This window comes from Lysinibacillus sp. NPDC094177, assembly GCF_050279145.1.
Lineage (GTDB): Bacteria > Bacillota > Bacilli > Bacillales_A > Planococcaceae > Lysinibacillus.
The window spans coordinates 492,018-515,416 of record NZ_JBNNTW010000001.1 but is presented as its reverse complement, the minus strand read 5'-3'; the positions used below and the strand labels follow the sequence as shown (position 1 = coordinate 515,416).

Sequence of the window (23,399 nt, the reverse complement as noted above, 5' to 3'; positions counted from 1 at the left end):
TTGAAACCGTTTAAAAATAATAAAATTCGATTAAGTGAATCCTACTAGGCACTTAATCGAGTTTTATGTTTTTATATTGACGAAAACAAGGAGTGAAGAACTTTGGCAAACGAAAAACAGTACCCAATGACAGCTGAAGGTAAAAGAAAATTAGAAGAAGAATTAGTGAAATTAGAAACGGAAACACGTAAGGAAATCGTAGAACGTATTAAAATCGCTCGTGATTTCGGGGATCTTTCTGAAAATGCTGAGTATGATTCTGCAAAAGAAGAACAAGCCTTTTTAGAAGGTCGAATTTCTACATTAAAATCAATGATTCGTAATGCAGTTATTATTTCTGAGGACGAAACAGACAACAGTGTAGTATCGTTAGGGAAAACGGTTACATTTGTAGAAATTATTAACGGAAAACCTTCCACAGACAAGGAATCATATACAATTGTTGGATCGGCTGAGGCAGATCCAATGGAATTCCGTATTTCAAATGAATCACCAATTGCTAAAGGCTTGCTAGGTCGTGCTGAAGGCGAAGAGGTTGTCGTACAAACACCAGGTGGTGAAATGAAAGTTAAAATTATTTCAATAAAATAATTTTGTACAAGCAGTTAGCTTATCTTTTTAAAGGAGAGCTAGCTGCTTTTATCTTCATGCTATCATCTATGGAAAATATGTCGAGATGCCTTTATTTTTCTTCATAAAAAATATAAGAGCACAATTATTTTGCAAGTACTGTTGAACTTGATATAGAATAATGGCTAGAGAGGGGGAGACTTCATGAGTGAAAGACAAACTCGAAGCAGTCGTCATTTGCAGCCATCTCGTAATAAAAAGCTAGATAAACTATTGAATGTTTTAATTGGTATTGTCGTGATATTAATTATTATAACAGCAACAATTGTGTTTAAATGGCAGGATGATGCAGGAAAAGCTGAGAAAGACGAGCCAATACAAGAGCAAAAACACGATAACGAGAATGTGAAGGACAAGCCTTCTAAAGAGCAAAATAATGATGTTACAGGTAAAGAGGAAAAATCTGCAAAGGAAGATTCTACAGAAGAGACTCAAACACCTGAAAAGGACGCTACTATTGAAACTACGTCAGACAACCCAATTGTTGACAAGGTCATAACAAATAAAAATTGGCAGCCTACACCTACAGCACAATCAGGTCAGCATGTGTCTTCTTATGATGATCAATCAATAGACTGGGCTGAAAAGGTAGCAACTGTTACAGCCGTTACAAGCATCGAAAAGGATAATATGATTATCTGGCGTATGGGGAATAATGGTGGTGCTAATTCAGCTATTGCAACAGTTTCAACGAAGGATAAGACAAAAATGTATCGCGTTAGCATGGAATGGGTCGACAATGAAGGTTGGCAACCAGTGAAAGTGGAACAACTAAATACTTTAAATGGCGCCTATTGACGAAAATAACTTGATTGCTTATTTTTAATAGAGTTAAATTAAGAAGGGAAGTAAAATAGACATGAAAATTGCTGTAATCGGCGCAATGGAAGAAGAGGTAGAGCTTCTACGAGCATCATTAGATCAAGCAAAAAGCACAACAATTGCAGGCGGTGAGTATACAACAGGAACTTATAATGGGAAAGAGGTAGTTTTACTAAAAAGTGGTATAGGTAAAGTGAATGCTGCAATGTCAACTACTATTCTATTACATGAATTCAAGCCTGATGTAGTCATTAATACGGGCTCTGCCGGAGGCTATGATGAAAATCTTGAAGTAGGTGCAGTCGTTATTTCAGATGAAGTCCGTCATCATGATGTAGATGTAACAATTTTCGGTTATGAAATTGGTCAGATGGCAGGAATGCCAGCTGCTTACAAATCAGATGAAAAACTTATGAAAGTGGCTGAAGAGGCAGTAGAGGCTGTTGGAGAGCACCAATACGGTATTGGTTTAATTTGCTCTGGTGATACTTTTATGAATGACCCTGTTCGTGTAGAAGCTGTCCGTCGTCATTTCCCGCAAATGAAGGCAGTAGAGATGGAAGCAGCAGCTGTTGCACAAGTATGCCATCAATTTGGTACTCCCTTTGTTGTTATTCGTGCTTTATCGGATATTGCTGGAAAAGAATCGAATATTAGCTTCGATGAGTTTTTACCAGTAGCTGCAAAGCATTCAACACAAGTAGTACTAAAAGCTATCGAATCGTTATAAAATTAATAAATAGTGGGGGTTTTCATCGTTTCCGCCGATTATTATTTTTCACCATTCTGCGGTATAAACTACACAAAATAGTCAAAATGAGTATCTTTTAGTGTGAGAAAAATCACAGTTTAAAAGTCTCACTAATGCTAAACTGTTGTTAATTAAATCTCTTCATTTATAGATGGGAGGCATTCATGATGCTATTTTTAACAGCAGGTGTAGTCATTTTAACGATGTTACTCGGTACACTTATTTCAGTAGAACTCTCAGAGTCTGTTGAAACTCATTAAGAGAAAAAGCTCTCTTGCGACATTTTATGACGCAAGGGGGCTTTTTTATTGGGATGACATTTGTTAATATGTATGCTGCTTTGTATATAAGTTGATTGGAGTGGAGACTTGGCGACTCCTTGGGGGATCAGCGTCACAGTCCTGGATCGTATAGGAGAGAAAGCTAAGAGCATCACGTCCTGTGATAATGCCTTCGTAACCAACATCCTGCCGCTGCCGCTTCGCTTTCGCGCAAAAAACAACGTGCCGCTGCCGCTTCGCTTTCGCGCAAAAAACAACGTGCCGCTGCCGCTTCGCTTTCGCGCAAAAAACATTTATTGCCCTAAGCGGCTCATCAGACGCTCCCAGGAAGCTCTGCTCTGTGCGAAAGCGTAGCGACAGCAACAACAAAGCACCAAGTCGGAACGGATATCAACCCCACGTTATGGTGATGAGCCTAAGGATTACTTTTGTAACAAAAAATACAAGATTTAATGCAGAATTATGTTATGGGTTTATTGAAATTTTATAATTATCAATTTACAATATATTACTCAATAATCTTTTGATCTCGTTTATATAATTGATAGAGTTTAATAAGCGCTCGCTTTTCAATGCGAGATACATAGCTACGAGAAATATTTAAACGTGCAGCAATTTCCTTTTGTGTAAGTGCGTCCTGTTGGTTTAGGCCATAGCGTAGTGTAACGATTTCGAGTTCACGTTCGTCAAGCATATGCAAATAATGATATAGTTGGGCAACATGCTCTTTATGTTCAAGTTTTTCTGTTGCACTCTCTTCATCGCATTGTAAGAGATCTCTGATTTGTAGGGCATTACCATCTTTATCTGTACCAATTGGCTCAAATAAGCTGACATCTTTTTGCACTTTTTTCTGTGTACGAAGATGCATTAAAATTTCATTTTCGATACAACGGGCAGCATAAGTGGCAAGGCGTGTTTTTTTGTCAGGAGTATAACTTTCTACGGCTTTCATAAGACCAATAGTACCGATGGAAATATAATCATCAAGTTGTTCATGCTTTGGGTGGAATTTTTTCACAACGTGTGCGACGAGTCTCATATTGCGTTCAATTAGATCAAGACGCGCTTGCTCATCACCGCCTAAAAATCGTTCAATACAAGCAGCTTCCTCTTCTTTTGAAAAGGGTTTATGGAATGTTTGCCCCTTTAAATAGCCAAGTAACGCTGGGATCTCAAGCCATAACTGCAACATAGATGTAAAAATTCCGCTCATTGAATGATTTCATCCTTTCCCCATTTTTCGACAGTATATGTTATAAAACTGTGTTAAATGAAAAAAAGTGCAACAGCAAATGCGCTGTTACACTTTTTTTAACGTGATTGTACTAATCATGAGTAATGCTAGTATTGGGAATAGGAAAAGGTAAAATGCCGGGTGGAACGTATTAGATGCAAAATACGTTAAAGTTAAGATCGTACCTGCCGCTGTAATTGGTAACCCTGTAAAATAACCGTTTGCTTCAGAAATATTGAAGCGAGCTAATCTCATCGCACCGCAAATGATGTATAGTACTGTCATTGTCATTCCGACGAAACCGAAGTCGACTAAGACAACTTTATACATTAATAATGCAGGCGCTACACCAAATGATATAATATCACTCATAGAATCTAATTGTTTACCTAGATCAGACACTTGTCCGAGTGCTCTAGCTACCTTTCCATCATAACGATCAAGAAGGGCTGCAATAAAGATAAACAAGACACTGTAGCTATAGTATTCGTGTAGTGTAGCCATTATGGCCGCGCCGCCGAAGGACATATTACTGATTGTGATAAAGTTTGCTGCTTGCGATTTCATTTTCTTAACCGTGGTATCCACCAACTTGTGATAAAAAAACAAGGGGGATCACTCCTTTGCACTTAAGATATTGTACCATTATACTTCGAATGCGAAAAAATTGACAGTCTAAATTAATCGATAGGGGTTTTGTTTTATGAAAGAAAAACTATATCAACGCTTGATTGAATTAACAAATGGTAAGCAATCTTCCCATCTTTTGCAATCTATTGCAAAAGCAAAGTGGAGCAAACGTATTATTCCCAGTTATATGAAGGTATACGACATTAATCTTGAAGAGGTTTCAAAAAAACAACAACAATTTTCAAGTTTACATGACTTTTTTACAAGAGAGCTTTTAGAAGATGCGCGTCCAATTGAACAAAATCCCACTACATATGTAAGTCCAGTGGATGCAAAAGTGGAATCATTTGGACGTATTGAATGGGATATGACATTTCTAGTAAAGGGTAAGCCTTATGCATTACAAGATTTACTTGGCAATGCAGAACGTGCTTCACAATATGCAGATGGACATTTTATCGTGTTTTACTTGAGTCCTGCAGATTATCATCGTATTCATAGTCCAATTGATGGGCAAGTACTAAGGCAATATACACTTGGACAAAAATCCTATCCTGTTAATCAGGCCGGTCTTACATACGGTAAAAAACCAATTTCACACAATTACCGTTCAGTAACAGAGCTAAAAGTCGCTAATAATCAGCAGGTAGCGTTTATTAAAGTTGGTGCTACCTTTGTAAACTCTATCGTACTTACTAATACAACGACACAATGGCGTAAGGGTGAAGAAGTTGGATATTTTTCATTCGGTTCAACAGTAGTTATGCTGTTTGAAAAGGATGCAATAGAATTTACGGAAAATGTTGTACAAGGAAGCCCAATTCGAATGGGTGAAGCCTTTGCAAATATGCTATAATGGTCGAATAATACGTTTAGATTAGGGGTCGCTATTTTGTATAATTTTTTATTACCAGACGAATTTGTCACGAGTATTTTTGAAATTACACCAGAAAAGCTTCAAGACTTAGGCATTAAAGGAATCATTACGGATTTAGATAATACGCTTGTAGAATGGGACCGTCCAGATGCAACGGAAGAGCTTATTATTTGGCTTCGCATTATGAAAGAATCAGGCATTCGTGTTATTATTGCGTCAAATAACAAAGAAGCACGTGTAAAGCATTTTGCTGAGCCATTAGGTATTCCATATATTCATAAGGCGAGAAAGCCACTTCGTAATGCCTTTTATGGTGCAATTATTCAATTAGGGCTACGACCACAGGAAGTAGTAATGCTAGGAGACCAACTACTAACAGATGTAATGGGCGCAAATCGCTTAGGCCTGCATACGGTACTAGTAAAACCAGTTGCCCAATCTGATGGGCTAGTAACAAAATTCAATCGATTTATTGAACGTCGTGTGTTCAATGATTTAAAACGAAAAGGTATTAATACTTGGGAGGAAAAAGAATGAACGAAATGCCAAATTGTATTGGCTGTGGTACAACAATTCAAACAGAAGATAAAACAGCAGTTGGGTATGCACCCCCATCATCATTAGAAAAAGACGTGGTCATTTGCCAACGTTGCTTCCGTTTGAAAAATTATAATGAAATTCAACCAGTTTCATTAACAGATGACGATTTTTTACGCATATTAAACGGTCTTGGAACACAGCAAGGCTTAATCGTAAAAATTGTTGATATATTTGACTTCAATGGGAGCTGGTTACCAGGACTACACCGCTTCGTTGGTAAAAATCCTGTGTTATTAATCGCGAATAAAGCCGATTTATTACCGAAATCTGTGAAACCGAAAAAAGTGATTAATTGGCTAAAACGTGAAGCAAAGGCTCTTGGTCTACAACCTGTCGATGTACTTTTAGTGAGTGCCCATAAAGGTAAAGGGATGGCCGAAGCAATGGAAGCCATTGATGAGTACCGTAATGGACAAAATGTGTACGTTGTAGGTTGTACAAATGTTGGGAAATCCACGTTCATTAATCGCATTATCAAGCAGGCTACTGGTGAAGGCGAGATTATTACAACTTCTCATTTCCCAGGTACCACTTTAGATATGATTGAAATTCCATTAGATGATGGTAGTGCATTATATGATACACCAGGAATTATTAATCACCATCAGATGGCACACCATATTGATTCTAGCGAATTAAAATATATTATGCCTAAAAAAGAAATAAAGCCAAAAGTGTATCAACAAAATGCAGAACAAACATTATTTATTGGTGCTCTTGCTCGTTTTGACTTTATTCAAGGAGATCGTTCGGCATTTACCGTCCATGTGGCAAATGACTTACCAATTCACCGTACAAAGCTTGAAAAGGCAGATACATTGTATGCTGAGCATAAGGGTGAATTACTGGCACCTCCAACTGCTGAATTTATAGAACAGCTACCGCCATTAGTGCGTCATGAGTTCTCTATTAAAGATGCAAAAACAGATGTTGTATTCTCTGGTCTTGGATGGATTACTGTGCAGCATGCCAATGTAGTTGTAGCGGCTTATGCGCCAAAGGGTGTACAAGTTTCAATTCGCCCATCACTAATTTAGGAAGTACAAGTAGAGAAGAGGGACTAAGAAATGAAGAAATGGTTTGCAGTTATTGGTGATCCGATTGAGCATTCAAAATCCCCAGCGATGCATAATGCTTGGTTCGAGGAATTGTCGATAGATGCGACGTATATTCCAGTGCATGTATCTTCTGAAAATTTGGAGTCAGCGGTTGTTGGCTTGAAAACATTAGGTGCTAGTGGCTGGAATATTACAATCCCACATAAAACAGCGATCATTCCTTACTTAGATGAGCTAGATGAGTTGGCAGAAAAAATGGGAGCTGTCAATACGGTTGTCCGAACAAAAGAAGGAAAATTAAAAGGCTACAATACAGACGGTGTTGGTTTTGTTCGCTCATTAGAAGAAGCGGTTGGCAAGTTACATAAAAATAAGCCAGTCCTTCTTATCGGTGCGGGCGGTGCTGCACGAGGTATAGCATTTGCTATGCAGCAGCAAGGTTATACGAATTTAACTATAGCAAATCGCACAGTGGCAAATGCCCAAGCAATTGTCGATGAAATGGGCATAGGTAAAGCCATTTCTTTAATGGAAGCCGAGGAAACATTAGCCGATTTCGGCATTTTAGTGCAAATGACATCGGCTGGACTTGCTACGGGCAATTTTTCAATGCCATTTTCACTAGAACGACTTGCAGAAGGCGCAATTGTTGCCGATATTGTGTATAATCCATTAATGACGCCTTTTTTAAAAGCGGCTGAGGAAAAAGGAGCAACCGTCGTTACGGGTCTTGGAATGTTCGTTCACCAAGGAGCTATTGCTTTTGAGCATTGGCTTGGTGAATACCCAAATACAAATTCAATGATTGCGCAACTGAAGGTGCAATTAGGAGGATATTAATTTTTATGTTAACAGGTAAACAGAAACGTTTTTTACGTGCAGAAGCACATCATTTAACACCAATTTTCCAAGTAGGAAAAGGCGGCGTTAATGACGAAATGACAAAGCAAATTCGTGAAGCATTAGAAGTACGAGAGTTGATTAAGGTACGTATTTTAGATAACTGTGAGGAGGACAAGCATGAAGTTGCAGAAGCACTTGCTAAAGGTGCTCATGCAGAACTTGTGCAATTAATTGGACTGACAGTTGTTTTATATAAAGAGTCACGCAATCATAAAAAGATTGTATTACCAAAAGCAACGAAATAAGGTGAGACGATGAAAAAGGTCGGTTTACTGGGAGGTACATTTAATCCACCACATAATGGGCATTTGATGATGGCTAATGAAGTACTGCATGCTTTAGAGCTAGATGAAGTTCGCTTTATGCCAAATGCGTTGCCACCACATAAGTTCGTACGTCATGATGCTAGCGATGTGGAGCGTCTTGAAATGGTAAAACGTGCAATAAGTCCATATTCGTATTTTTCTGTGGAGTCGTATGAGGTGGAGGAGGGTGGCGTATCCTATTCATATAAGACACTTTCTGCGATGTGTATAAGAGAGCCTAATGTAAAATTTTACTTTATCATTGGTGGCGACATGATTGATTCGCTTCATACATGGTACTGTATTGATGAATTAGTGAAGCTTGTGCAATTTGTAGGAGTAAAGCGTCCAGGAACAGAGGCCACAACAGATTATCCTATAGTAATGGTGGAAGCTCCCCAAATCGATTTATCGTCCACACTGATTCGTGAACGCCTTGTTACGGGAGGAACGGTTACTTTTTTACTGCCTGAAGCAGTAGAGACGTTCATACGAGAGGAAGGTCTTTATGGAACGCGAACAGTACTTAGCGGCGATTAAGCCACGCATGCCTGAAAAGCGCTTTATTCATACCATAGGTGTAATGGAAACGGCCATTGAGCTAGCGAAATTATATGGCGAGGATGAAAAAAAAGCTGAGACAGCAGCTATACTTCACGATATTGCGAAATATGCTGATATTGAATGGATGGAGCAAATCGTCCGTGATAAAACATTAGATGTTCGCCTTATTGGCTGGGGTAGTGAATTGCTGCATGGCCCAGTAGGTGCTTATATTGCAGAAAGCGAATTTGGCATTACAGATGAGAATATGTTAAATGCTATTCGTTTTCATACAACAGGACGCGTAGGAATGAGCCGTTTAGAAAAAATTATTTTTGTTGCAGATATGATTGAACCCAATCGTAAATTTGATGGTGTAGATCGTCTGCGAAAAAAAGCAAAGAAAAATTTGGATAAAGCGATGAGTGCTTGTGTGCGCCATACATTGGCGTTTTTAATTGATACCAAACAACCAATTTATCCATTATCAATAGAATGTTACAACGATATGATGAAAAGAGAGGACAGTGAAGGATGACTTCAACTTTATTACAAGCAGCTTACAAAGCGATTGACGACAAACATGGTGAGGATATTGTCGTTTTAAATATGCAAGGAATTTCACTTTTAGCAGATTACTTTATTATTGCTCATGGTAATTCAGATCGCCAAGTGCAAGCAATCGCACGTGAATTACAAGAGATTGCAGAAAAAGAGGGCTATGAAATTCGCCGTGTAGAAGGCTTTGATGCAGCACGCTGGGTTCTTGTCGATCTTGGAGATGTTGTAGCGCATGTATTCCATAAAGATGAACGCGCTTATTATAACTTAGAGCGACTATGGGGCGATGCTCCTCAACTAGACGTGCCAGAGGCTTAAGTGTGAGTAGTTACGAACGATTTGCACACGTGTATGATGAACTGCAAACCGATATTCCTTACAATCTTTATGTGAAATGGGTTTTGCAGCATGCACCGAGCAGTCAATTTCCAAATCTTTTAGATATAGGCTGTGGGACAGGTGTGCTTGGCATGCTGTTTGCGCAGGCAGGTTACAAGGTGAGTGGAATTGACTTATCTGAAAATATGCTCTCAATTGCCGCAGAGCGCTTTTCTGATGCAGGATTGCATGTACCTCTCTATTGTATGTCGATGGATGAATTAGAGGGCTTTGAGGCGCTTGATGTTGTAACGATTGCTATTGATTCGCTGAATTATGTAGTGGAAGAAAAAGCAGTTTATTCAACATTAGAACGTATTTATGGTGCTTTACGAGATGGAGGCCAGCTGTTTTTTGACGTACATTCGTTATTTAAAATGAATGATATATTTTTAGACGGACCGTTTACGTATGATGATGGTGATATTAGCTATGTATGGCATACGGAGCCTGGCGATTTTGAATATTCCGTTGTCCACCAAATGACGTTTTATGTGCGTGATGCTGAGAGTAATCTGTATGAACGCTTTGACGAGGAGCACAACCAACGCACATTCTCGATTGAGCAATATATGACATGGCTTCAGGAAATTGGCTTTAAACATGTAGAAGTAACAGCAGATTTTACAGATGAAGGCCCTGAATATGAAAGTGAACGTATTTTTATCCGTGCGGTGAAATAGTAAAACAGCTTGCTGGTAACTAACCAGTAAGCTGTTTTTACTTTTTATTGTCGAAGATCACTCAAATCTTCAATCGGAATTAATATCACTTCTTCAGACAGATTAAAAAGTTTCTTTTGTTGGATAAGAGCTTCTTCGTTAAGTGGTCCATAAACGGTATGAGCATGCATATCAACGATCCAAAATGCAAACTGCTCTTCATTTGGCTCAGCTACACCACCATTTATACTTTGGAGAGTCACTTGTTTGGCAATAATATAATTGTCATTCCACCAAATATCTGCTACTTTCGGAGGCACATAGTTATAATTAATTACATTATCCTGTACCTCTCCTTGCTCTACTACTGGTTCTTCTCCATATATGCCGATTTGATGTGCAGATAAACGATCGATTCGATATCCATTTGGTAGTGGGATTGTGTAGTCTGCTAAACCTGCACAACCAACTAATATCAATAGCATAATTGAATTTATGACTAAAAATATTTTATTCTTCAAATGAATCCTCCTAACTAAAATCAATGACGATTTTTTCCAAAAAAGTGTTTCTGTTTCTTACTACCAAATTGAAAGGGGCAAAGAGCCACGCTGCACTAATAAGCACTGTTGTTCTTTTCACATTGATCGGAAGAAATAAAAGTGATGGATTGAATTATTGAAGTGACTAGGCTGATTTCCGTTATGCTGATGGGCTTTTATTATTCAAAGAATATATAATCTTACATAAGCTTATGGGTTCCATAATTAGCAAAGGGTATGGGCCATCTTTTTAGTCTTAGCACTTGCTTTAAATAATTTATCTTTTCAACGCATGAATGATATTGTAAGATGAAATAGACTCCATATGATTACCTTTTGCAATGGAAAGGATGTTATAGATGATCCAATCTTTTTGGCAAAAGTACAAAAAAAGTATGTTGATCCCCGGCATACTTGCAATCAGTGGACTTAGTTACTTCTTTTTTTCGAGTTCTGACTCTTCACCTCCCCAAGAAGAGCTCATCGAAACAATCCAACCTATTGAAAAATATGAAATAAAAGAATCTGTTGATGAAGCGGTCATACAGCAGGTATTTGTTGATATAAAGGGTGCTGTTATGTATCCAGGTGTCTATGAGCTACAGACTGACCAGCGTATTATGGATGCGGTAAAGCTTGCAGGTGGCTATACGCAGGATGCTGATACGCAGCTCATTAATCATGCGCAAAAAGTCGAGGATGAGATGGTTATTTACATTCCTATAAAGGGTGAAAAGCCTGACGAAATTACCACTAATATCTTGACGATGCCTACTAGCGGAACATCACAAAGTAACAATGGTATGAAAGATCAAAAGGTCAATTTAAATAAAGCAGATGAAGCAGCACTAACGACATTATCGGGTATTGGTCCATCAAAGGCTCAAAGCATTATTTCGTATCGTGAGGAGAATGGTGGCTTTAAAACAATTGAGGATTTAAAAAAGGTGAGTGGTATTGGCGAAAGAACGTTTGAGAAGCTGAAGGATTTCATTACAGTTAAATAATGGAAGTGAGTTTTGAGATATTGACGATTCTTTTCAAAAAGGGCTAAACTATAGAATAAAAAACTATTGCAATGAACGAACAATGTAAATTTATGGAGGTAGTCATATGGAGCGAATTACTTGGGATCAATTTTTCATGGCGCAAAGCCATTTACTCGCATTACGTAGTACATGCACAAGACTTGCAGTAGGAGCAACTGTCGTTAGAGATAAGAGAATTATTGCAGGTGGCTATAACGGTTCAATTACAGGTGATGAACATTGTATTGAAAAAGGTTGCTACGTTGTTGATAACCATTGTGTGCGTACAGTCCATGCTGAGATGAATGCACTGTTACAATGTGCTAAATATGGTACGCCAACGAAAGGTGCAGACTTATATGTTACACATTTCCCATGTCTACCATGTACGAAATCTATTATTCAAGCAGGTATTGAACGCGTCTATTACGCTACCGATTATAAAAATAACCCTTATGCTCAAGAGTTATTTGAAAAAGCAGGTGTAGAGGTTGTACACGTTCCGTTTGATGAACGTAAAATCGACTTTTTAAGCGACGAAAAATTAGCCTTGTATTTAGACATGTTAAACGAGCTTCGTGAGAGTGGTATGCCTGCAGAAAAATTGCTCCCATATGAACAGAAGGTGAGTGCATTATTTGGCAAAAAGCTTTAAAGCATAAATGGGTTTACGTGGCACTAGCTGTACTTGTAGCGTCAATAGCGGCACACAAGACAGCTTGGCTACTCGCTATTCTTCTGCTTTTCGCGTTATGGCTTAAATTGAAAGGTGAAACCCGTTTAATTTCAGCCCTTGTTATAGTCATTGGATTTCTTTCCTATTTCTTCATCGTTACATTTCAACTGACGGAATCTTCCCCTCTACCGTCAACATTCCAAATAACTTGGTCAAGTGAATATAAAATAAATGGTCAAAAGCTCAGAGGCTTTGTAAAAACTGAAACAGGTGAGAAACTGTATGTCGTCTATACTTTTTCGTCAGAACAAGAGAAAAGCTTTTATGAAACTACTTCATTGACAGGCTGGACCTTTCTAGTTCAAGGAGAACTTATAGCCCCTCTTCCACCGGCACATGCGTATGCGTTTTCTATGGAAAAATATTTGATAAGTAAAGGTGCTAGGGGAATATTTGAAGTTTCAAGCTGGACCTTTAAAGAAGAGAAAAAAACTATTCGTTCATTTCTTGCTAAGCAGAGACACTATATGAAAAAACATATAGAAACTACATTTCCGGAGTCACTAGTTGCAGAGGCGCAAGCACTTCTAATAGGACTACAGGATCAAGTCGATCAGGAGCTTCAAAGAGCCTATCAAAAGCTGGGTATCACCCATCTATTTGCTATCTCTGGTCTACATGTGGCACTAGTCTCATGGTTGTTTTTTGAAGGTCTTCTACGTATAGGTGTACGGAAGGAAATGGCATCCTTAGTTCTACTCATCATCTTACCTATATACGGGGTGATAGCAGGTGGTGCTCCTTCCGTATGGCGCGCTGTGTCTGTCGTAGAATTAATCATGTTGATGCGCTACGCTAGGTGGCAAATATCTATGGATGATGCTCTAGCAACTAGCTTTATTTGCTTTGTTCTACTTGAGCCAGGTGTTATTTATCAGATTGGTTTTCAATTATCCTATTTAGCAACGGTTAGTCTTGTCTATTCTGGCGTCATTTTAAGACTATCCACCAACTGGCTAATCCGTTCATTTCTCATTACATTTGTGTGCCAGCTTCTTGTTTATCCATTATTACTCCATCATTTTTATGAAATTTCTATCTCATCATTTTTAGCAAATATTATTTTCGTACCACTGTTTTCCTTTGTTATTTTACCTATGAATATTGTCATGTTTGTTGTAACGATTATTTCAATGCCAGTAGCTAAAGCTTTGTTTGTCGGGTATGAGCCGCTCCGTATGTGGCTTACAAAGTTTATTTTATATTTTCAGGAATTACCGTTTCAGCTGTGGTCGCCAGGGAAGCCCGCTATATGGCTTATTGGCGTGGCTTTGATAAGTGTATTAGCAGGCTTCTATTTTATCGAGATAAAGCATTATAGTAGGTTTGCAGTTGTGATTTTCATTCCTGCATTGTGTATTCATTTATCTCCGATGATGTTTAAGGAAACAAAGCTTACATTTTTAAACGTTGGTCAGGGAGATTGTACAGTTATTGAATTACCGTTTAGAAGGGCTGTATATGTCATTGATTCAGGAGGCTTACTACGCTTTGAGCAGGAAATATGGAAGACTTCAGAGAGCCAGTATGAAGTTGGGAGACAGGTTGTTGTACCGTTTTTGAAAGGAAAAGGGATACGAGATATTGATATTTTTATCGTCACTCATGCGGATGCCGATCACGTGGAGGGAGCTGAAGAGATTTTGCAAGAGATTAATATGCATGAAATTCATCTCACTCCGGGTTCAATGGATAAGCCTGTAATGCGAGATTTACTGATGGAAGCCAAAAAGAAAAAAGTCCCAGTGAAAGAAAAAATGCAGGGAAATGCGTGGCGCATAGGAAAAACTAATTTTCATTATTTATGGCCCCGTGACACCCTGTACGAGGGGAATGATGATTCAATTGTTTTATATATGCATCAGGGTTCATTTCGAGCGTTGCTAACAGGTGACTTAGAGGAGCATGGTGAACAGGAGCTTATAAAACTTTACAACAAGCAATTAGCGGATTTGACATTGTTGAAGGCTGGGCACCATGGCAGTAAAACATCAAGTATTGAGCCGTTTGTGGAGCTGTTACGGCCTGAATTAACCATTTTCAGCGCTGGGCTCAATAATCGCTATCGTCATCCGCATGATGAGGTTGTGGAGCGTTTTACAAGTCGAAATTTAGCTACTTTAACAACAGGAGTAGATGGGACGATCGAAGTAAGAATTCGTGAAGATAGTTGGTCTGTGCAAATGGAAAAAGACCTTGTCCAATGAGCAAGGTCTTTTTCCTCGTACATAATTATCTAGATGCTACTTCTACTATAATTGCGATAATAAACATAAGTGAAAACATTCCGAATGATACACCGAAGCCAACTCCTGAATCAGTTGCATCGTTACGGCGACATTGTATGTTTTTTCCTTCAAATGGATTCATTGTTATCCCTCCAATTCTGTTATTTATTATAAGACATCAATTTCATAAAAGCTATATCGAAAAGGAGAATTTGCCATATGGCAAAGAATCGACACAATTCGGTCAAAGTCACAAAGGAATATAAATCATGTATACTAGTAGTATTGCTACATGGAGGGAAAATTATGATTTCAACGGTTTGGAATAATATCAAAAAAGGAGAGCTCTCACCGGTTTATTTACTAGTTGGTGAGGAAAGCTATTTTATAGACGAAACAGTTAAACGGTTAAAAGAAGCGATAGGGCCAGAAGAAGAGATAGAGATGTCAACATTTGATTTGGAAGAAATGCCTGTGGATGTCGTTATAGATGAAGCAGATACAATTCCTTTTTTCTCTGAACGAAAGCTTATCATTGCTAAGAATGCATCTTTTTTAAAGGCAACCGAAAAGGGAAAAGAAAAAATTGACCATGATATAAAGCGCTTAGAATCATGGCTTGCTAACCCTTCCGATTTTTCAGTAACAGTTTTTATCGCACCTTATGAGAAATTGGATGAACGTAAAAAAGTGACAAAGATGATGAAGGAGCATGCGTTATTAGTCCAAGCTGAAACACCAAAGGAGCAGGACTTGGCAGTGTGGATACAAAGTAAAGTCAAAACAGAGGGTAACAGCATAACACAAAATGCGATTGAGCAGCTTGTCGCAATGGTTGGACCCAATATGCTACAGTTGCAAATGGAAATAGAGAAGCTAACTCTTTATATAGGAGATGGTGGTGAAATTACTACTACGTTAGTCGAGGATTTAGTGGCAAAAACGTTAGAGCAGGATGCCTTTAAAATGTTAAATGCTTACTTTGCGAACGATTCTGTAGGGGCATTGTCTATTTATCACGATTTACTACGTCAAAAGCAAGAGCCTATCATGCTTGTTGGATTACTTGCATCAAATGTACGTACGATGTCCAATGTATTTTATTTATTAAAAAAGGGCTATCATCCACAGCAAATTGCAAAAAATTTAAAAATACATCCTTATCGTGTCAAGTTGATGGTTGAGCAGCGTAATCGTCCATCAGAGGAAAGCTTATTGAAGGCTTTATATCAGTTAGCAGAGGTCGATTTACAGCTGAAATCAACTGGAGGCAATCGTGAACGTTATTTAGAACTCTTTTTGCTGCGTCAACTTTAAGGATATAGCGATTGTTTAGTAAGAAATATCTATTGATGAGCTGTCCGAAGCAATAGGGGGCAGCTCTTTATAGTAAATGCAATGGGAAAACGAAGTGATAGCGCATTGCAACAGAGATAATTGATTTTCTAATAAATTAAAAAGATCAGCTACTCTTAATAGAGTATACTGATCCTTTATAACAATTACGCTTTTTTAGAAAGGCGAGACTTTTTACGAGCCGCCGCGTTTTTGTGGATAAGTCCTTTTGAAGCTGCTTTATCTAAAGATTTGTAAGCTGCTTGTAAAAGTTCTTGTGCGTTTTCAGCTTTAGCAGCAACAGCGTTTTCAGCTTTTTTCACTGTAGTACGCATTGCAGATTTAGCTTGAGAGTTAGCAGCGTTAGCTTTTTCGTTAACTTTTACGCGTTTAATCGCAGATTTAATGTTTGGCATATCTTTCACCTCCTAAATTAGGTACGAGATGATATCTTCTCATTGATTTCTTGTGTCAATACAACAAAAATCATTTTAACAAACGCTAGGCCAAATTGCAATAGATAAATGCAAAGAATATTTACTTGACAGTTTGAACAAACTACAGTTGAGGTGAACTGTATGCAAAATTTAAATTGGCAACGTACGGATTTAATTGATGAGTCTGAAGAGGTTGTTTTACATCAAACGAAAGAGCAAAAAGAAACGCTTGAAGATTCGAGTGGTATTCAAATTGAAGATATTAGTGCTGGTCGGGTAAAAATCACTGATGTGCTCGTTAATGCAGAGGGTGAGAAGCAAATTGGGAAAAAGAAAGGGCAGTACATTACACTGTCTGTTCCTACTTTGACGCTTGATGATCAGGATGGATTTGAGCAGCTTGAGAAAGAATTGCTTGTGAATTTTAAAAAAATGCATGAATCCATGTCATGGAAAGAAGATGACAAAATTTTAATTATTGGTTTAGGTAATCGTACAATTACACCAGATGCTATAGGACCATATCTTATTGATCATTTGCATAGTCTAGATGTAATTAATGAAAAATTTGTCATGTATGCGCCTGGTGTAACGGGGCAAACAGGTTATGAAACTGGTGAATTTGTAGCGGCGTTGGCAGAGCGTCTACAGCCCAAATTAATTATTGTTGTAGACGCACTTGCAACAAGAGCTAGTGATCGCTTATGTAAAACTATTCAATTAACGGATACAGGGATACACCCTGGTTCTGGCGTAGGAAATCAACGTAAGGAAATCTCATATGAGATGCTTGGCATTCCTGTTACCGCAATTGGTATCCCAACAGTAGTTGACGCACCTGTATTAATTGCAGACGCTGTAGAGCTAATGCTACGTTCTATAGCTGCACGAGTGGCAGAGCGGAGTAAACCTTCATCAAAATTGTCATTGTCGTCTTGGCAACCAGATACAAATAAAGAACTAGATATGTCTTTAGTGAAGCCGATTTTTGGTGAGTGGGCTACGTGGTCTAAAGAAGAGCGTCAGCAATTGTTTGCAGAGACTTTCGCGGGCTCGCATACACAGCTGATGGTCACGCCCAAGGAAGCCGATTATTGGATAGATAAGTATGCAAAACTTGTGTCATCTATGCTTATGAAATGGGCAAATAACCTATAATTTTTTTCGTTCTAAAAGGCACATCCCCTCCATACGATAAGGGGAGGAGGGTGTGACTTTGCTAAAAAAACTACAGTGGTCATTTGGTTTATTATTGTTCTTCTTCGTATTACCTGTCATTGCTGGGCAACTTCCGTTCAACAAGCAAGCATCGACTCCGATTAAAGAACCAGAGGATAAACAAGTCGTGTTTGCCGCTACTAATTTAGATGGACAAAGTGCACTTGAGCAGACAAAAGAGCAAACAAAAGAACAAACAAAAGAGCAAACAAAAGAGCAAACAAAAGAGCAAACAAAAGAGCAAACAAAAGAACAAACAAAAGATCCATTTAAAGTATTGTTATTATTTACGCATTCATATGAATCATATCAACCAATGGTGAAAGCTGTTAGCGGGAAAGCGGCCTATTATGATGAAAAAACAAATATTTATAATTTAAAAGATACTATTTCTAAGCATTTTAGCATGAACGGTATACAAACGGACGTTTTAGGTGTTGATGTTAGCAAGGAACTAAAACTTAAAGGGAAAAGTTTTCCGGAATCTTACAACTTTGTACGTCCTTATTTAGCAAAACGTTTACAAGAGCAATCCTATGATTTAGTTATTGATTTGCATCGTGATTCTGCCAAAAGAGATGCGACAACGTTAACACATAACAACGAATCATATGCACGGATTGCAATTGTCATTGGTGCAGAGCATAAGAATTATAGATGGAATACTGCTTATGCAGAAAGTCTATCTGCTGCTATGAATGAAATTGTTCCGAAGATTTCTAGGGGTGTTATCTCAAAAAGTGGTGACAATGTAGATGGACGTTATAATCAAGATATAACAAAAGAAATGATACTAATTGAACTGGGTGGAATTGACAATACAGAAGCAGAATTGAATCGTACAATTGCTGTAATAGGAAAAGCCATAGCAAAATCCTTCATTACAGAAAAACAAGATTAAATAATTTTTAGATTACTATATTTTTAATATTGAAATTGGCAAAAAACGGGACTCTATTTAAAGTCTCCTTTTTGGCTAATTATTTGTTGAGACATTGCACTTAGAAGAAATTATGGAAATTGGATGGCTTTTTAGCGAAAATACCAGGAATTATATTTAGAAAAAATAATTGTTAAGCCCTTTTATTTATTCATTTCTTGTCTTATAATTTTCGAGGCGGCACATAAAGATTTGACTATGAGTTGTAATAGTTTTGTAGTGGCATATGTAATAGGCGAGAAACGCTTTTAAAGCATCTACCATTTTGGAGATGCTTTTTTGATGGCTAAAATAAAGAATTACCTTAATTTCTAAAGAATGAAGGACAACTATACATATGATGTGAAAAAATAAAAAAATTTTCTAAGATATCATTTTCTCTAAACTTTTATAAATACTCATCCGTCATTTATATAAGTGAATGCACTGAATCATTAATTAAAAGGGGACGATTTTTGGCTTTATACTATTTACACTATAAAAAATATCGAAAATTTTGATGGATTATTAGAAGAAGAGGAAGGAATATTATGTCAGGCAAGGTAGTCAATCATCGTTATATCCCTGGATTAGATGGGATTCGAGCTTTAGCAGTATTAGCTGTTATAGCTTATCATTTTAACTTCGGATGGGCCAAAGGTGGGTTCCTAGGAGTTGATATCTTTTTTGTTTTATCAGGTTACTTAATAACCTCTACTATTTTACCTTTAAAAGGAAATCAGTTAACAGTAAGTTTAGGGAAATTTTGGGTCGGTAGATTTCGACGCCTCCTACCTGCTGCGTACGTAATGATTATTACTTCATTCGCTTGGGCTACCTTATTTCATAAGGAACTTCTTAATACATTGCGTGGAGATGCAATAGCCTCCATTTTTTATTCAAGTAATTGGTGGTTCATTTTTCATAAACTCTCTTATTTTGATAGTTTTGGATCTCCTTCACCTTTAAAAAATTTATGGTCTTTAGCCATTGAGGAACAATTTTATCTTATTTGGCCAATTCTATTAATGCTAGGGCTTTTTATTGTTAAAAAACAGAGTAAATTAGCCATCTTCATTTTTATCGGTGCATTATGTTCAGCTACGTTAATGGGCATAATGTATGAGCCAGGAGCTGATCCGAGTCGTGTATATTACGGGACAGATACGCGTTCCTTTGAATTGCTTATAGGTTGTTGGCTGGCTCTCGTTTGGCCGATGAAAAGACTATCTTCACAAAAACTATCTACTGACAATGTCAATAAACTAAATGCTATAAGTTTGGTTGCTTTTAGTATTTTTATTTTAAGTATTATTTTTGTAGATGAATATCAAACTTTCTTATATAGAGGAGGCATGTTCCTATTTTGTTTAAATGCAGCTATATTAATAGCGTGTGTATGTCATCCAATTAGCATTTTAGGAAAAATCCTTTCTTTGAAGCCTCTACGTTGGATTGGTTCAAGATCGTATGGAATCTATCTATGGCATTATCCGATTATGGTATTAGGTACGCCAGTCCACGAAATAGGTAATCCTGCGTACTGGCGAGTTGCTTTACAGCTAGTTCTTATTTTGATTATTGCTGAATTATCGTATCGTTTTATCGAAATGCCTATACGCAAGGAAGGATTCCGCTCTTATTATCGACAGTATGTTAAATTTAATAAAAATAAATGGGGAAGCTTTTCGGTAACTAGAAAAATTTCAACGGTGCTCATTCCTCTATTCCTTTTAGTATTTTTGACTGGAATGACAGGTGTCGTAGGAAAAGAACAAACGGAATCAAAAGAGTCCCATGTAACAGAAGTTAAAATTAATGGTGCAGAATCAGCTGCTAAGCAAGATGATATCGTAACGAAAAAAGAAACATCAGAAACCGATTCATCGAATGTTGAAAATGCAGAATCTGAAACTAACCCTCAACCAGACAAAGAAGAGCCTAAGCAGGGAGAAAATGATACAACTGCTATTTCTAAAGATGAATCCAATAATGTATTAGCTATTGGAGATTCTTTAATGATAGATATTGCTACAAGCTTACATAATATCTATCCTAATATTACAATTGATGCAAAAATTGGTCGCCAAGTTTCACAAGCTGTTAAGCTGGCACCAAATTATGCTAGTTTTAATCAACCAGATAAAGCAGTTATTATTCAACTTGGCACAAATGGTTTCTTCTCGAACGATCAGATTGACGCACTTCTTGAAGCTTTCTCCAATGCCAATATTTATTTAGTGAATACTCGGGTACCGCGTTCTTGGGAAAGTAAAGTAAATTATTCATTACAACAAAAAGCTCAAGAGCATGATAATATTACATTGATTGACTGGCATTCGGTTGCTATCAACCATCCAGAATTTTTTGCTCCAGACGGCGTACATTTAGAACAAAAAGGTGTTAATACGTTAACAAATCTTATTCAACAAACAATAAATATTTAACTTCTTTCAGTAGGGTGTTTTTGTAACGAAAGTGAAACGATAGATATAAGTGTTTTGGTATCGAATTAGTTGCGACAAGTACAGACAATACACGTTGCTGACGCTACGCTTTCGCGCAAAAACATTTGCTTGGCTAAAGCCTCTGGACGCAACTATGCTGAGGCATAAATGATTTTAGTAAAAAAATAGTCAGCGTGCACCATTCCTGGGTGTAGCTGACTATTTTTTTATGAAAGGTATAGGAAATATCTCTTAGCAACTCTTTATCGTTTTTCACACTGATTCGCAGAGGAACGGCACACTATTTAGAATAACCATTGATTTAACAGCATTTATGCCGTTCTATTGTTGTGGTTTGTATAAGGTTCATAGTATAATTCATTATAGTTTAATTAGGAGTGGAAAAGATGAACCGAGAAGCACGTTTAAAAAGACAAGAGAATATACGAAATTTCTCAATTATTGCACATATTGACCACGGGAAATCTACGCTTGCTGACCGTATTTTAGAGCAAACGAAATCATTAACTTCCCGTGAAATGAAAGCACAGCTCCTCGACTCAATGGATTTAGAGCGTGAGCGAGGCATTACGATTAAATTAAATGCAGTTCAATTAAAGTATGAAGCGAAAGATGGCGAAGTGTATACATTCCATTTAATCGACACACCAGGACACGTCGATTTCACATATGAAGTATCACGTAGTTTAGCTGCTTGTGAGGGCGCAATTTTAGTTGTCGATGCAGCACAAGGTATTGAAGCACAAACACTAGCAAATGTTTATTTAGCCCTTGATAATGACCTAGAAATTTTACCAGTTATCAATAAAATCGATCTACCAGCTGCAGACCCAGAACGCGTACGTCAAGAAGTTGAAGATGTAATCGGGTTAGATGCTTCTGAAGCGGTACTAGCTTCTGCCAAGGCTGGCATCGGAATTGAAGATATTTTAGAGCAAATTGTAGAGAAGGTACCTGCACCAACTGGTGATCCAGAAGCACCGCTACAAGCCCTTATTTTTGATTCTATTTATGATGCTTATAAAGGTGTTATTATTTCCATTCGAGTTGTCAATGGTACAGTAAAACCGGGCGATAAAATTCGTATGATGGCTACTGGAGCAGAATTTGAAGTTATCGAAGTAGGGGTACACACACCAAAAGTTGTACCACAGGCTGAACTAACAGTAGGTGACGTAGGCTATTTAACAGCATCTATTAAAAATGTAGGTGATACTCGTGTGGGGGATACAGTTACATTTGCTAATCGCCCTGCGGCTGAGCCATTAGCAGGTTATCGCCGTTTAAATCCAATGGTTTATTGTGGACTATACCCAATCGATACAGCAAAATATAATGACTTACGTGAAGCGTTAGAAAAGCTAGAGCTCAATGACTCTGCACTACAATATGAACCAGAGACATCACAAGCTCTTGGTTTCGGTTTCCGTTGTGGCTTCTTAGGGCTTCTACATATGGAAATTATTCAAGAGCGTATCGAGCGCGAATTTAACATTGATTTAATCACAACAGCACCTTCTGTAATTTACAATGTTCAAATGACGGATGGATCTACAGTTAAGGTTGATAACCCATCATTTATGCCGGATCCTCAAAAAATTGATCGAGTGGAAGAACCGTATGTAAAAGCTACAATTATGGTACCAAACGATTATGTAGGAGCTGTTATGGAGCTTTGTCAATTAAAGCGCGGTAATTTTATGACGATGGATTATATTGATACGACACGTGTCAGCATTGTTTATGAAATGCCGTTATCAGAAATCGTTTATGATTTCTTTGATTATTTAAAGTCAAATACGAAGGGCTATGCATCATTTGACTACGAACTCATTGGTTACCAGACTTCAAAACTAGTGAAGATGGATATCTTATTAAATGGTGAGCAAGTCGATGCACTAAGCTTTATCGTACACCGTGACTTTGCGTACGAGCGTGGTAAAGTCATCGTAGAGAAATTGAAAGAATTAATCCCACGTCAACAATTTGAAGTGCCAATTCAAGCAGCAGTTGGTCAAAAAATTGTGGCTCGTTCAACAATTAAAGCCATGCGTAAAAACGTATTAGCGAAATGTTACGGTGGGGATATTTCCCGTAAACGAAAACTTCTTGATAAACAAAAAGAAGGTAAAAAACGTATGAAACAAGTAGGTTCAGTCGAGGTTCCGCAAGAAGCGTTCATGGCTGTTCTGAAGATGGATGATTCGAAGTAACGTTGATATACCAACGTTTATATGGGTTATAAATAAA

General features: G+C 37.7%; 26 protein-coding genes. 21 read left to right on the top strand and 5 right to left on the bottom strand.

Features of this window, described 5'->3' with window-relative positions; translation table 11 throughout:
• The first annotated feature begins 102 nt into the window (after nucleotides 1-102).
• From greA to ACQKNC_RS02470, 4 genes are all read left to right on the top strand, one after another.
• Entirely contained in the window at nucleotides 103-591 is a 489-nt protein-coding gene (gene greA / locus ACQKNC_RS02485) for a transcription elongation factor GreA (RefSeq protein ID WP_400722700.1), read from the top strand.
• Nucleotides 592-774: 183 nt separating this feature from the next.
• Nucleotides 775-1,428, top strand: a complete 654-nt coding sequence (locus tag ACQKNC_RS02480) for a YrrS family protein (RefSeq protein ID WP_427423300.1) — start codon at nucleotides 775-777, stop codon at nucleotides 1,426-1,428.
• Between the two features lie 61 nt (nucleotides 1,429-1,489).
• A complete protein-coding gene (gene mtnN, locus ACQKNC_RS02475) occupies nucleotides 1,490-2,182 on the top strand; it encodes a 5'-methylthioadenosine/S-adenosylhomocysteine nucleosidase (RefSeq protein WP_427423299.1) in 693 nt (230 codons plus the stop codon).
• 389 nt (nucleotides 2,183-2,571) lie between these two features.
• Nucleotides 2,572-2,838, top strand: a complete 267-nt coding sequence (locus tag ACQKNC_RS02470) for a hypothetical protein (RefSeq protein ID WP_427423298.1) — start codon at nucleotides 2,572-2,574, stop codon at nucleotides 2,836-2,838.
• Nucleotides 2,839-2,992: 154 nt separating this feature from the next.
• Here ACQKNC_RS02470 and sigK read toward each other — a convergent pair whose 3' ends face one another.
• Nucleotides 2,993-3,700 (bottom strand): RNA polymerase sporulation sigma factor SigK, encoded by a 708-nt coding sequence (sigK, locus tag ACQKNC_RS02465; RefSeq protein WP_053484741.1) that lies wholly within the window; start codon nucleotides 3,698-3,700, stop codon nucleotides 2,993-2,995.
• Between the two features lie 87 nt (nucleotides 3,701-3,787).
• Complete coding sequence (pssA, locus tag ACQKNC_RS02460) at nucleotides 3,788-4,288, bottom strand: CDP-diacylglycerol--serine O-phosphatidyltransferase (RefSeq protein WP_100546109.1); 501 nt, start codon at nucleotides 4,286-4,288, stop codon at nucleotides 3,788-3,790.
• A gap of 136 nt (nucleotides 4,289-4,424) precedes the next feature.
• Here pssA and ACQKNC_RS02455 point away from each other — a divergent pair, with 136 nt between their 5' ends.
• From ACQKNC_RS02455 to ACQKNC_RS02415, 9 genes are read left to right on the top strand one after another with little or no spacing between them, the layout of a single operon-like run.
• Nucleotides 4,425-5,207 carry a phosphatidylserine decarboxylase gene (locus ACQKNC_RS02455; protein WP_427423297.1) on the top strand — a complete coding sequence of 261 codons (783 nt, stop codon included), beginning with the start codon at nucleotides 4,425-4,427 and terminating at the stop codon, nucleotides 5,205-5,207.
• A gap of 33 nt (nucleotides 5,208-5,240) precedes the next feature.
• Nucleotides 5,241-5,765 (top strand): YqeG family HAD IIIA-type phosphatase, encoded by a 525-nt coding sequence (locus tag ACQKNC_RS02450; protein ID WP_427423507.1) that lies wholly within the window; start codon nucleotides 5,241-5,243, stop codon nucleotides 5,763-5,765.
• Nucleotides 5,762-6,865, top strand: a complete 1,104-nt coding sequence (gene yqeH / locus ACQKNC_RS02445) for a ribosome biogenesis GTPase YqeH (RefSeq protein ID WP_427423296.1) — start codon at nucleotides 5,762-5,764, stop codon at nucleotides 6,863-6,865. The genes ACQKNC_RS02450 and yqeH overlap by 4 nt, the downstream gene beginning before the upstream one ends.
• A 30-nt stretch (nucleotides 6,866-6,895) precedes the next feature.
• Nucleotides 6,896-7,726 carry a shikimate dehydrogenase gene (gene aroE / locus ACQKNC_RS02440; protein WP_427423295.1) on the top strand — a complete coding sequence of 277 codons (831 nt, stop codon included), beginning with the start codon at nucleotides 6,896-6,898 and terminating at the stop codon, nucleotides 7,724-7,726.
• Nucleotides 7,727-7,731: 5 nt separating this feature from the next.
• Nucleotides 7,732-8,034 carry a ribosome assembly RNA-binding protein YhbY gene (gene yhbY, locus ACQKNC_RS02435; RefSeq protein ID WP_155591690.1) on the top strand — a complete coding sequence of 101 codons (303 nt, stop codon included), beginning with the start codon at nucleotides 7,732-7,734 and terminating at the stop codon, nucleotides 8,032-8,034.
• Nucleotides 8,035-8,043: 9 nt separating this feature from the next.
• Complete coding sequence (locus tag ACQKNC_RS02430; protein ID WP_427423294.1) at nucleotides 8,044-8,634, top strand: nicotinate-nucleotide adenylyltransferase; 591 nt, start codon at nucleotides 8,044-8,046, stop codon at nucleotides 8,632-8,634.
• Entirely contained in the window at nucleotides 8,603-9,175 is a 573-nt protein-coding gene (yqeK, locus tag ACQKNC_RS02425) for a bis(5'-nucleosyl)-tetraphosphatase (symmetrical) YqeK (RefSeq protein ID WP_427423293.1), read from the top strand. The genes ACQKNC_RS02430 and yqeK overlap by 32 nt, the downstream gene beginning before the upstream one ends.
• Entirely contained in the window at nucleotides 9,172-9,516 is a 345-nt protein-coding gene (rsfS, locus tag ACQKNC_RS02420) for a ribosome silencing factor (protein ID WP_427423292.1), read from the top strand. The genes yqeK and rsfS overlap by 4 nt, the downstream gene beginning before the upstream one ends.
• Before the next feature lie 2 nt (nucleotides 9,517-9,518).
• On the top strand, nucleotides 9,519-10,259 hold the full coding sequence (locus ACQKNC_RS02415; RefSeq protein WP_427423291.1) for a class I SAM-dependent DNA methyltransferase: 741 nt from the start codon (nucleotides 9,519-9,521) through the stop codon (nucleotides 10,257-10,259).
• Between the two features lie 44 nt (nucleotides 10,260-10,303).
• Here ACQKNC_RS02415 and ACQKNC_RS02410 read toward each other — a convergent pair whose 3' ends face one another.
• Nucleotides 10,304-10,759, bottom strand: a complete 456-nt coding sequence (locus ACQKNC_RS02410; RefSeq protein WP_427423290.1) for a DUF3997 domain-containing protein — start codon at nucleotides 10,757-10,759, stop codon at nucleotides 10,304-10,306.
• 380 nt (nucleotides 10,760-11,139) lie between these two features.
• Here ACQKNC_RS02410 and ACQKNC_RS02405 point away from each other — a divergent pair, with 380 nt between their 5' ends.
• The 3 genes from ACQKNC_RS02405 to ACQKNC_RS02395 all read left to right on the top strand — a co-directional run bounded on the left by ACQKNC_RS02405 (nucleotide 11,140) and on the right by ACQKNC_RS02395 (nucleotide 14,751).
• Nucleotides 11,140-11,787 (top strand): helix-hairpin-helix domain-containing protein, encoded by a 648-nt coding sequence (locus tag ACQKNC_RS02405; RefSeq protein WP_427423289.1) that lies wholly within the window; start codon nucleotides 11,140-11,142, stop codon nucleotides 11,785-11,787.
• Nucleotides 11,788-11,893: 106 nt separating this feature from the next.
• The gene (locus ACQKNC_RS02400) at nucleotides 11,894-12,463 is read left to right on the top strand and encodes a ComE operon protein 2 (protein ID WP_427423288.1); all 570 of its coding nucleotides are present in this window, start codon (nucleotides 11,894-11,896) and stop codon (nucleotides 12,461-12,463) included.
• A gap of 17 nt (nucleotides 12,464-12,480) precedes the next feature.
• On the top strand, nucleotides 12,481-14,751 hold the full coding sequence (locus ACQKNC_RS02395) for a DNA internalization-related competence protein ComEC/Rec2 (protein ID WP_427423287.1): 2,271 nt from the start codon (nucleotides 12,481-12,483) through the stop codon (nucleotides 14,749-14,751).
• A 25-nt stretch (nucleotides 14,752-14,776) separates the two neighbouring features.
• On the opposite strand, the gene ACQKNC_RS02390 is transcribed toward ACQKNC_RS02395, so the two are convergent.
• Nucleotides 14,777-14,914: a YqzM family protein gene (locus ACQKNC_RS02390; protein ID WP_427423286.1), complete on the bottom strand. Its 138-nt coding sequence runs from the start codon at nucleotides 14,912-14,914 to the stop codon at nucleotides 14,777-14,779.
• 164 nt (nucleotides 14,915-15,078) lie between these two features.
• On the opposite strand from ACQKNC_RS02390, the gene holA reads away from it, so the two are divergent.
• Nucleotides 15,079-16,089: a DNA polymerase III subunit delta gene (gene holA / locus ACQKNC_RS02385; protein WP_427423506.1), complete on the top strand. Its 1,011-nt coding sequence runs from the start codon at nucleotides 15,079-15,081 to the stop codon at nucleotides 16,087-16,089.
• Nucleotides 16,090-16,274: 185 nt separating this feature from the next.
• Here holA and rpsT read toward each other — a convergent pair whose 3' ends face one another.
• A complete protein-coding gene (gene rpsT, locus ACQKNC_RS02380; protein WP_427423285.1) occupies nucleotides 16,275-16,523 on the bottom strand; it encodes a 30S ribosomal protein S20 in 249 nt (82 codons plus the stop codon).
• A gap of 162 nt (nucleotides 16,524-16,685) precedes the next feature.
• Between rpsT and gpr the strand changes: the two genes are divergently transcribed.
• From gpr to lepA, 4 genes are all read left to right on the top strand, one after another.
• Nucleotides 16,686-17,702, top strand: a complete 1,017-nt coding sequence (gene gpr, locus ACQKNC_RS02375) for a GPR endopeptidase (protein WP_427423284.1) — start codon at nucleotides 16,686-16,688, stop codon at nucleotides 17,700-17,702.
• A gap of 52 nt (nucleotides 17,703-17,754) precedes the next feature.
• Nucleotides 17,755-18,663, top strand: coding sequence for a stage II sporulation protein P (gene spoIIP, locus ACQKNC_RS02370; protein WP_427423283.1), 909 nt, complete (start codon nucleotides 17,755-17,757; stop codon nucleotides 18,661-18,663).
• Nucleotides 18,664-19,232: 569 nt separating this feature from the next.
• Complete coding sequence (locus tag ACQKNC_RS02365) at nucleotides 19,233-21,128, top strand: acyltransferase family protein (RefSeq protein WP_427423282.1); 1,896 nt, start codon at nucleotides 19,233-19,235, stop codon at nucleotides 21,126-21,128.
• Between the two features lie 407 nt (nucleotides 21,129-21,535).
• Complete coding sequence (lepA, locus tag ACQKNC_RS02360) at nucleotides 21,536-23,362, top strand: translation elongation factor 4 (RefSeq protein WP_427423281.1); 1,827 nt, start codon at nucleotides 21,536-21,538, stop codon at nucleotides 23,360-23,362.
• Nucleotides 23,363-23,399 lie beyond the last annotated feature (37 nt).

What these genes read in the sequence shown, in the direction of transcription:
- ACQKNC_RS02455 (WP_427423297.1), top strand. Translation starts at nt 4,425, where the DNA reads ATGAAAGAAAAACTATATCAACGCTTGATTGAATTAACAAATGGTAAG.
- pssA (WP_100546109.1), bottom strand. Translation starts at nt 4,288, where the DNA reads ATGAAATCGCAAGCAGCAAACTTTATCACAATCAGTAATATGTCCTTC.
- yqeK (WP_427423293.1), top strand. Translation starts at nt 8,603, where the DNA reads ATGGAACGCGAACAGTACTTAGCGGCGATTAAGCCACGCATGCCTGAA.
- yqeH (WP_427423296.1), top strand. Translation starts at nt 5,762, where the DNA reads ATGAACGAAATGCCAAATTGTATTGGCTGTGGTACAACAATTCAAACA.
- sigK (WP_053484741.1), bottom strand. Translation starts at nt 3,700, where the DNA reads ATGAGCGGAATTTTTACATCTATGTTGCAGTTATGGCTTGAGATCCCA.
- rsfS (WP_427423292.1), top strand. Translation starts at nt 9,172, where the DNA reads ATGACTTCAACTTTATTACAAGCAGCTTACAAAGCGATTGACGACAAA.
- ACQKNC_RS02430 (WP_427423294.1), top strand. Translation starts at nt 8,044, where the DNA reads ATGAAAAAGGTCGGTTTACTGGGAGGTACATTTAATCCACCACATAAT.
- ACQKNC_RS02405 (WP_427423289.1), top strand. Translation starts at nt 11,140, where the DNA reads ATGATCCAATCTTTTTGGCAAAAGTACAAAAAAAGTATGTTGATCCCC.
- ACQKNC_RS02480 (WP_427423300.1), top strand. Translation starts at nt 775, where the DNA reads ATGAGTGAAAGACAAACTCGAAGCAGTCGTCATTTGCAGCCATCTCGT.
- aroE (WP_427423295.1), top strand. Translation starts at nt 6,896, where the DNA reads ATGAAGAAATGGTTTGCAGTTATTGGTGATCCGATTGAGCATTCAAAA.
- ACQKNC_RS02365 (WP_427423282.1), top strand. Translation starts at nt 19,233, where the DNA reads ATGTCAGGCAAGGTAGTCAATCATCGTTATATCCCTGGATTAGATGGG.
- holA (WP_427423506.1), top strand. Translation starts at nt 15,079, where the DNA reads ATGATTTCAACGGTTTGGAATAATATCAAAAAAGGAGAGCTCTCACCG.
- ACQKNC_RS02390 (WP_427423286.1), bottom strand. Translation starts at nt 14,914, where the DNA reads ATGAATCCATTTGAAGGAAAAAACATACAATGTCGCCGTAACGATGCA.
- mtnN (WP_427423299.1), top strand. Translation starts at nt 1,490, where the DNA reads ATGAAAATTGCTGTAATCGGCGCAATGGAAGAAGAGGTAGAGCTTCTA.
- yhbY (WP_155591690.1), top strand. Translation starts at nt 7,732, where the DNA reads ATGTTAACAGGTAAACAGAAACGTTTTTTACGTGCAGAAGCACATCAT.
- lepA (WP_427423281.1), top strand. Translation starts at nt 21,536, where the DNA reads ATGAACCGAGAAGCACGTTTAAAAAGACAAGAGAATATACGAAATTTC.
- gpr (WP_427423284.1), top strand. Translation starts at nt 16,686, where the DNA reads ATGCAAAATTTAAATTGGCAACGTACGGATTTAATTGATGAGTCTGAA.
- rpsT (WP_427423285.1), bottom strand. Translation starts at nt 16,523, where the DNA reads ATGCCAAACATTAAATCTGCGATTAAACGCGTAAAAGTTAACGAAAAA.
- ACQKNC_RS02400 (WP_427423288.1), top strand. Translation starts at nt 11,894, where the DNA reads ATGGAGCGAATTACTTGGGATCAATTTTTCATGGCGCAAAGCCATTTA.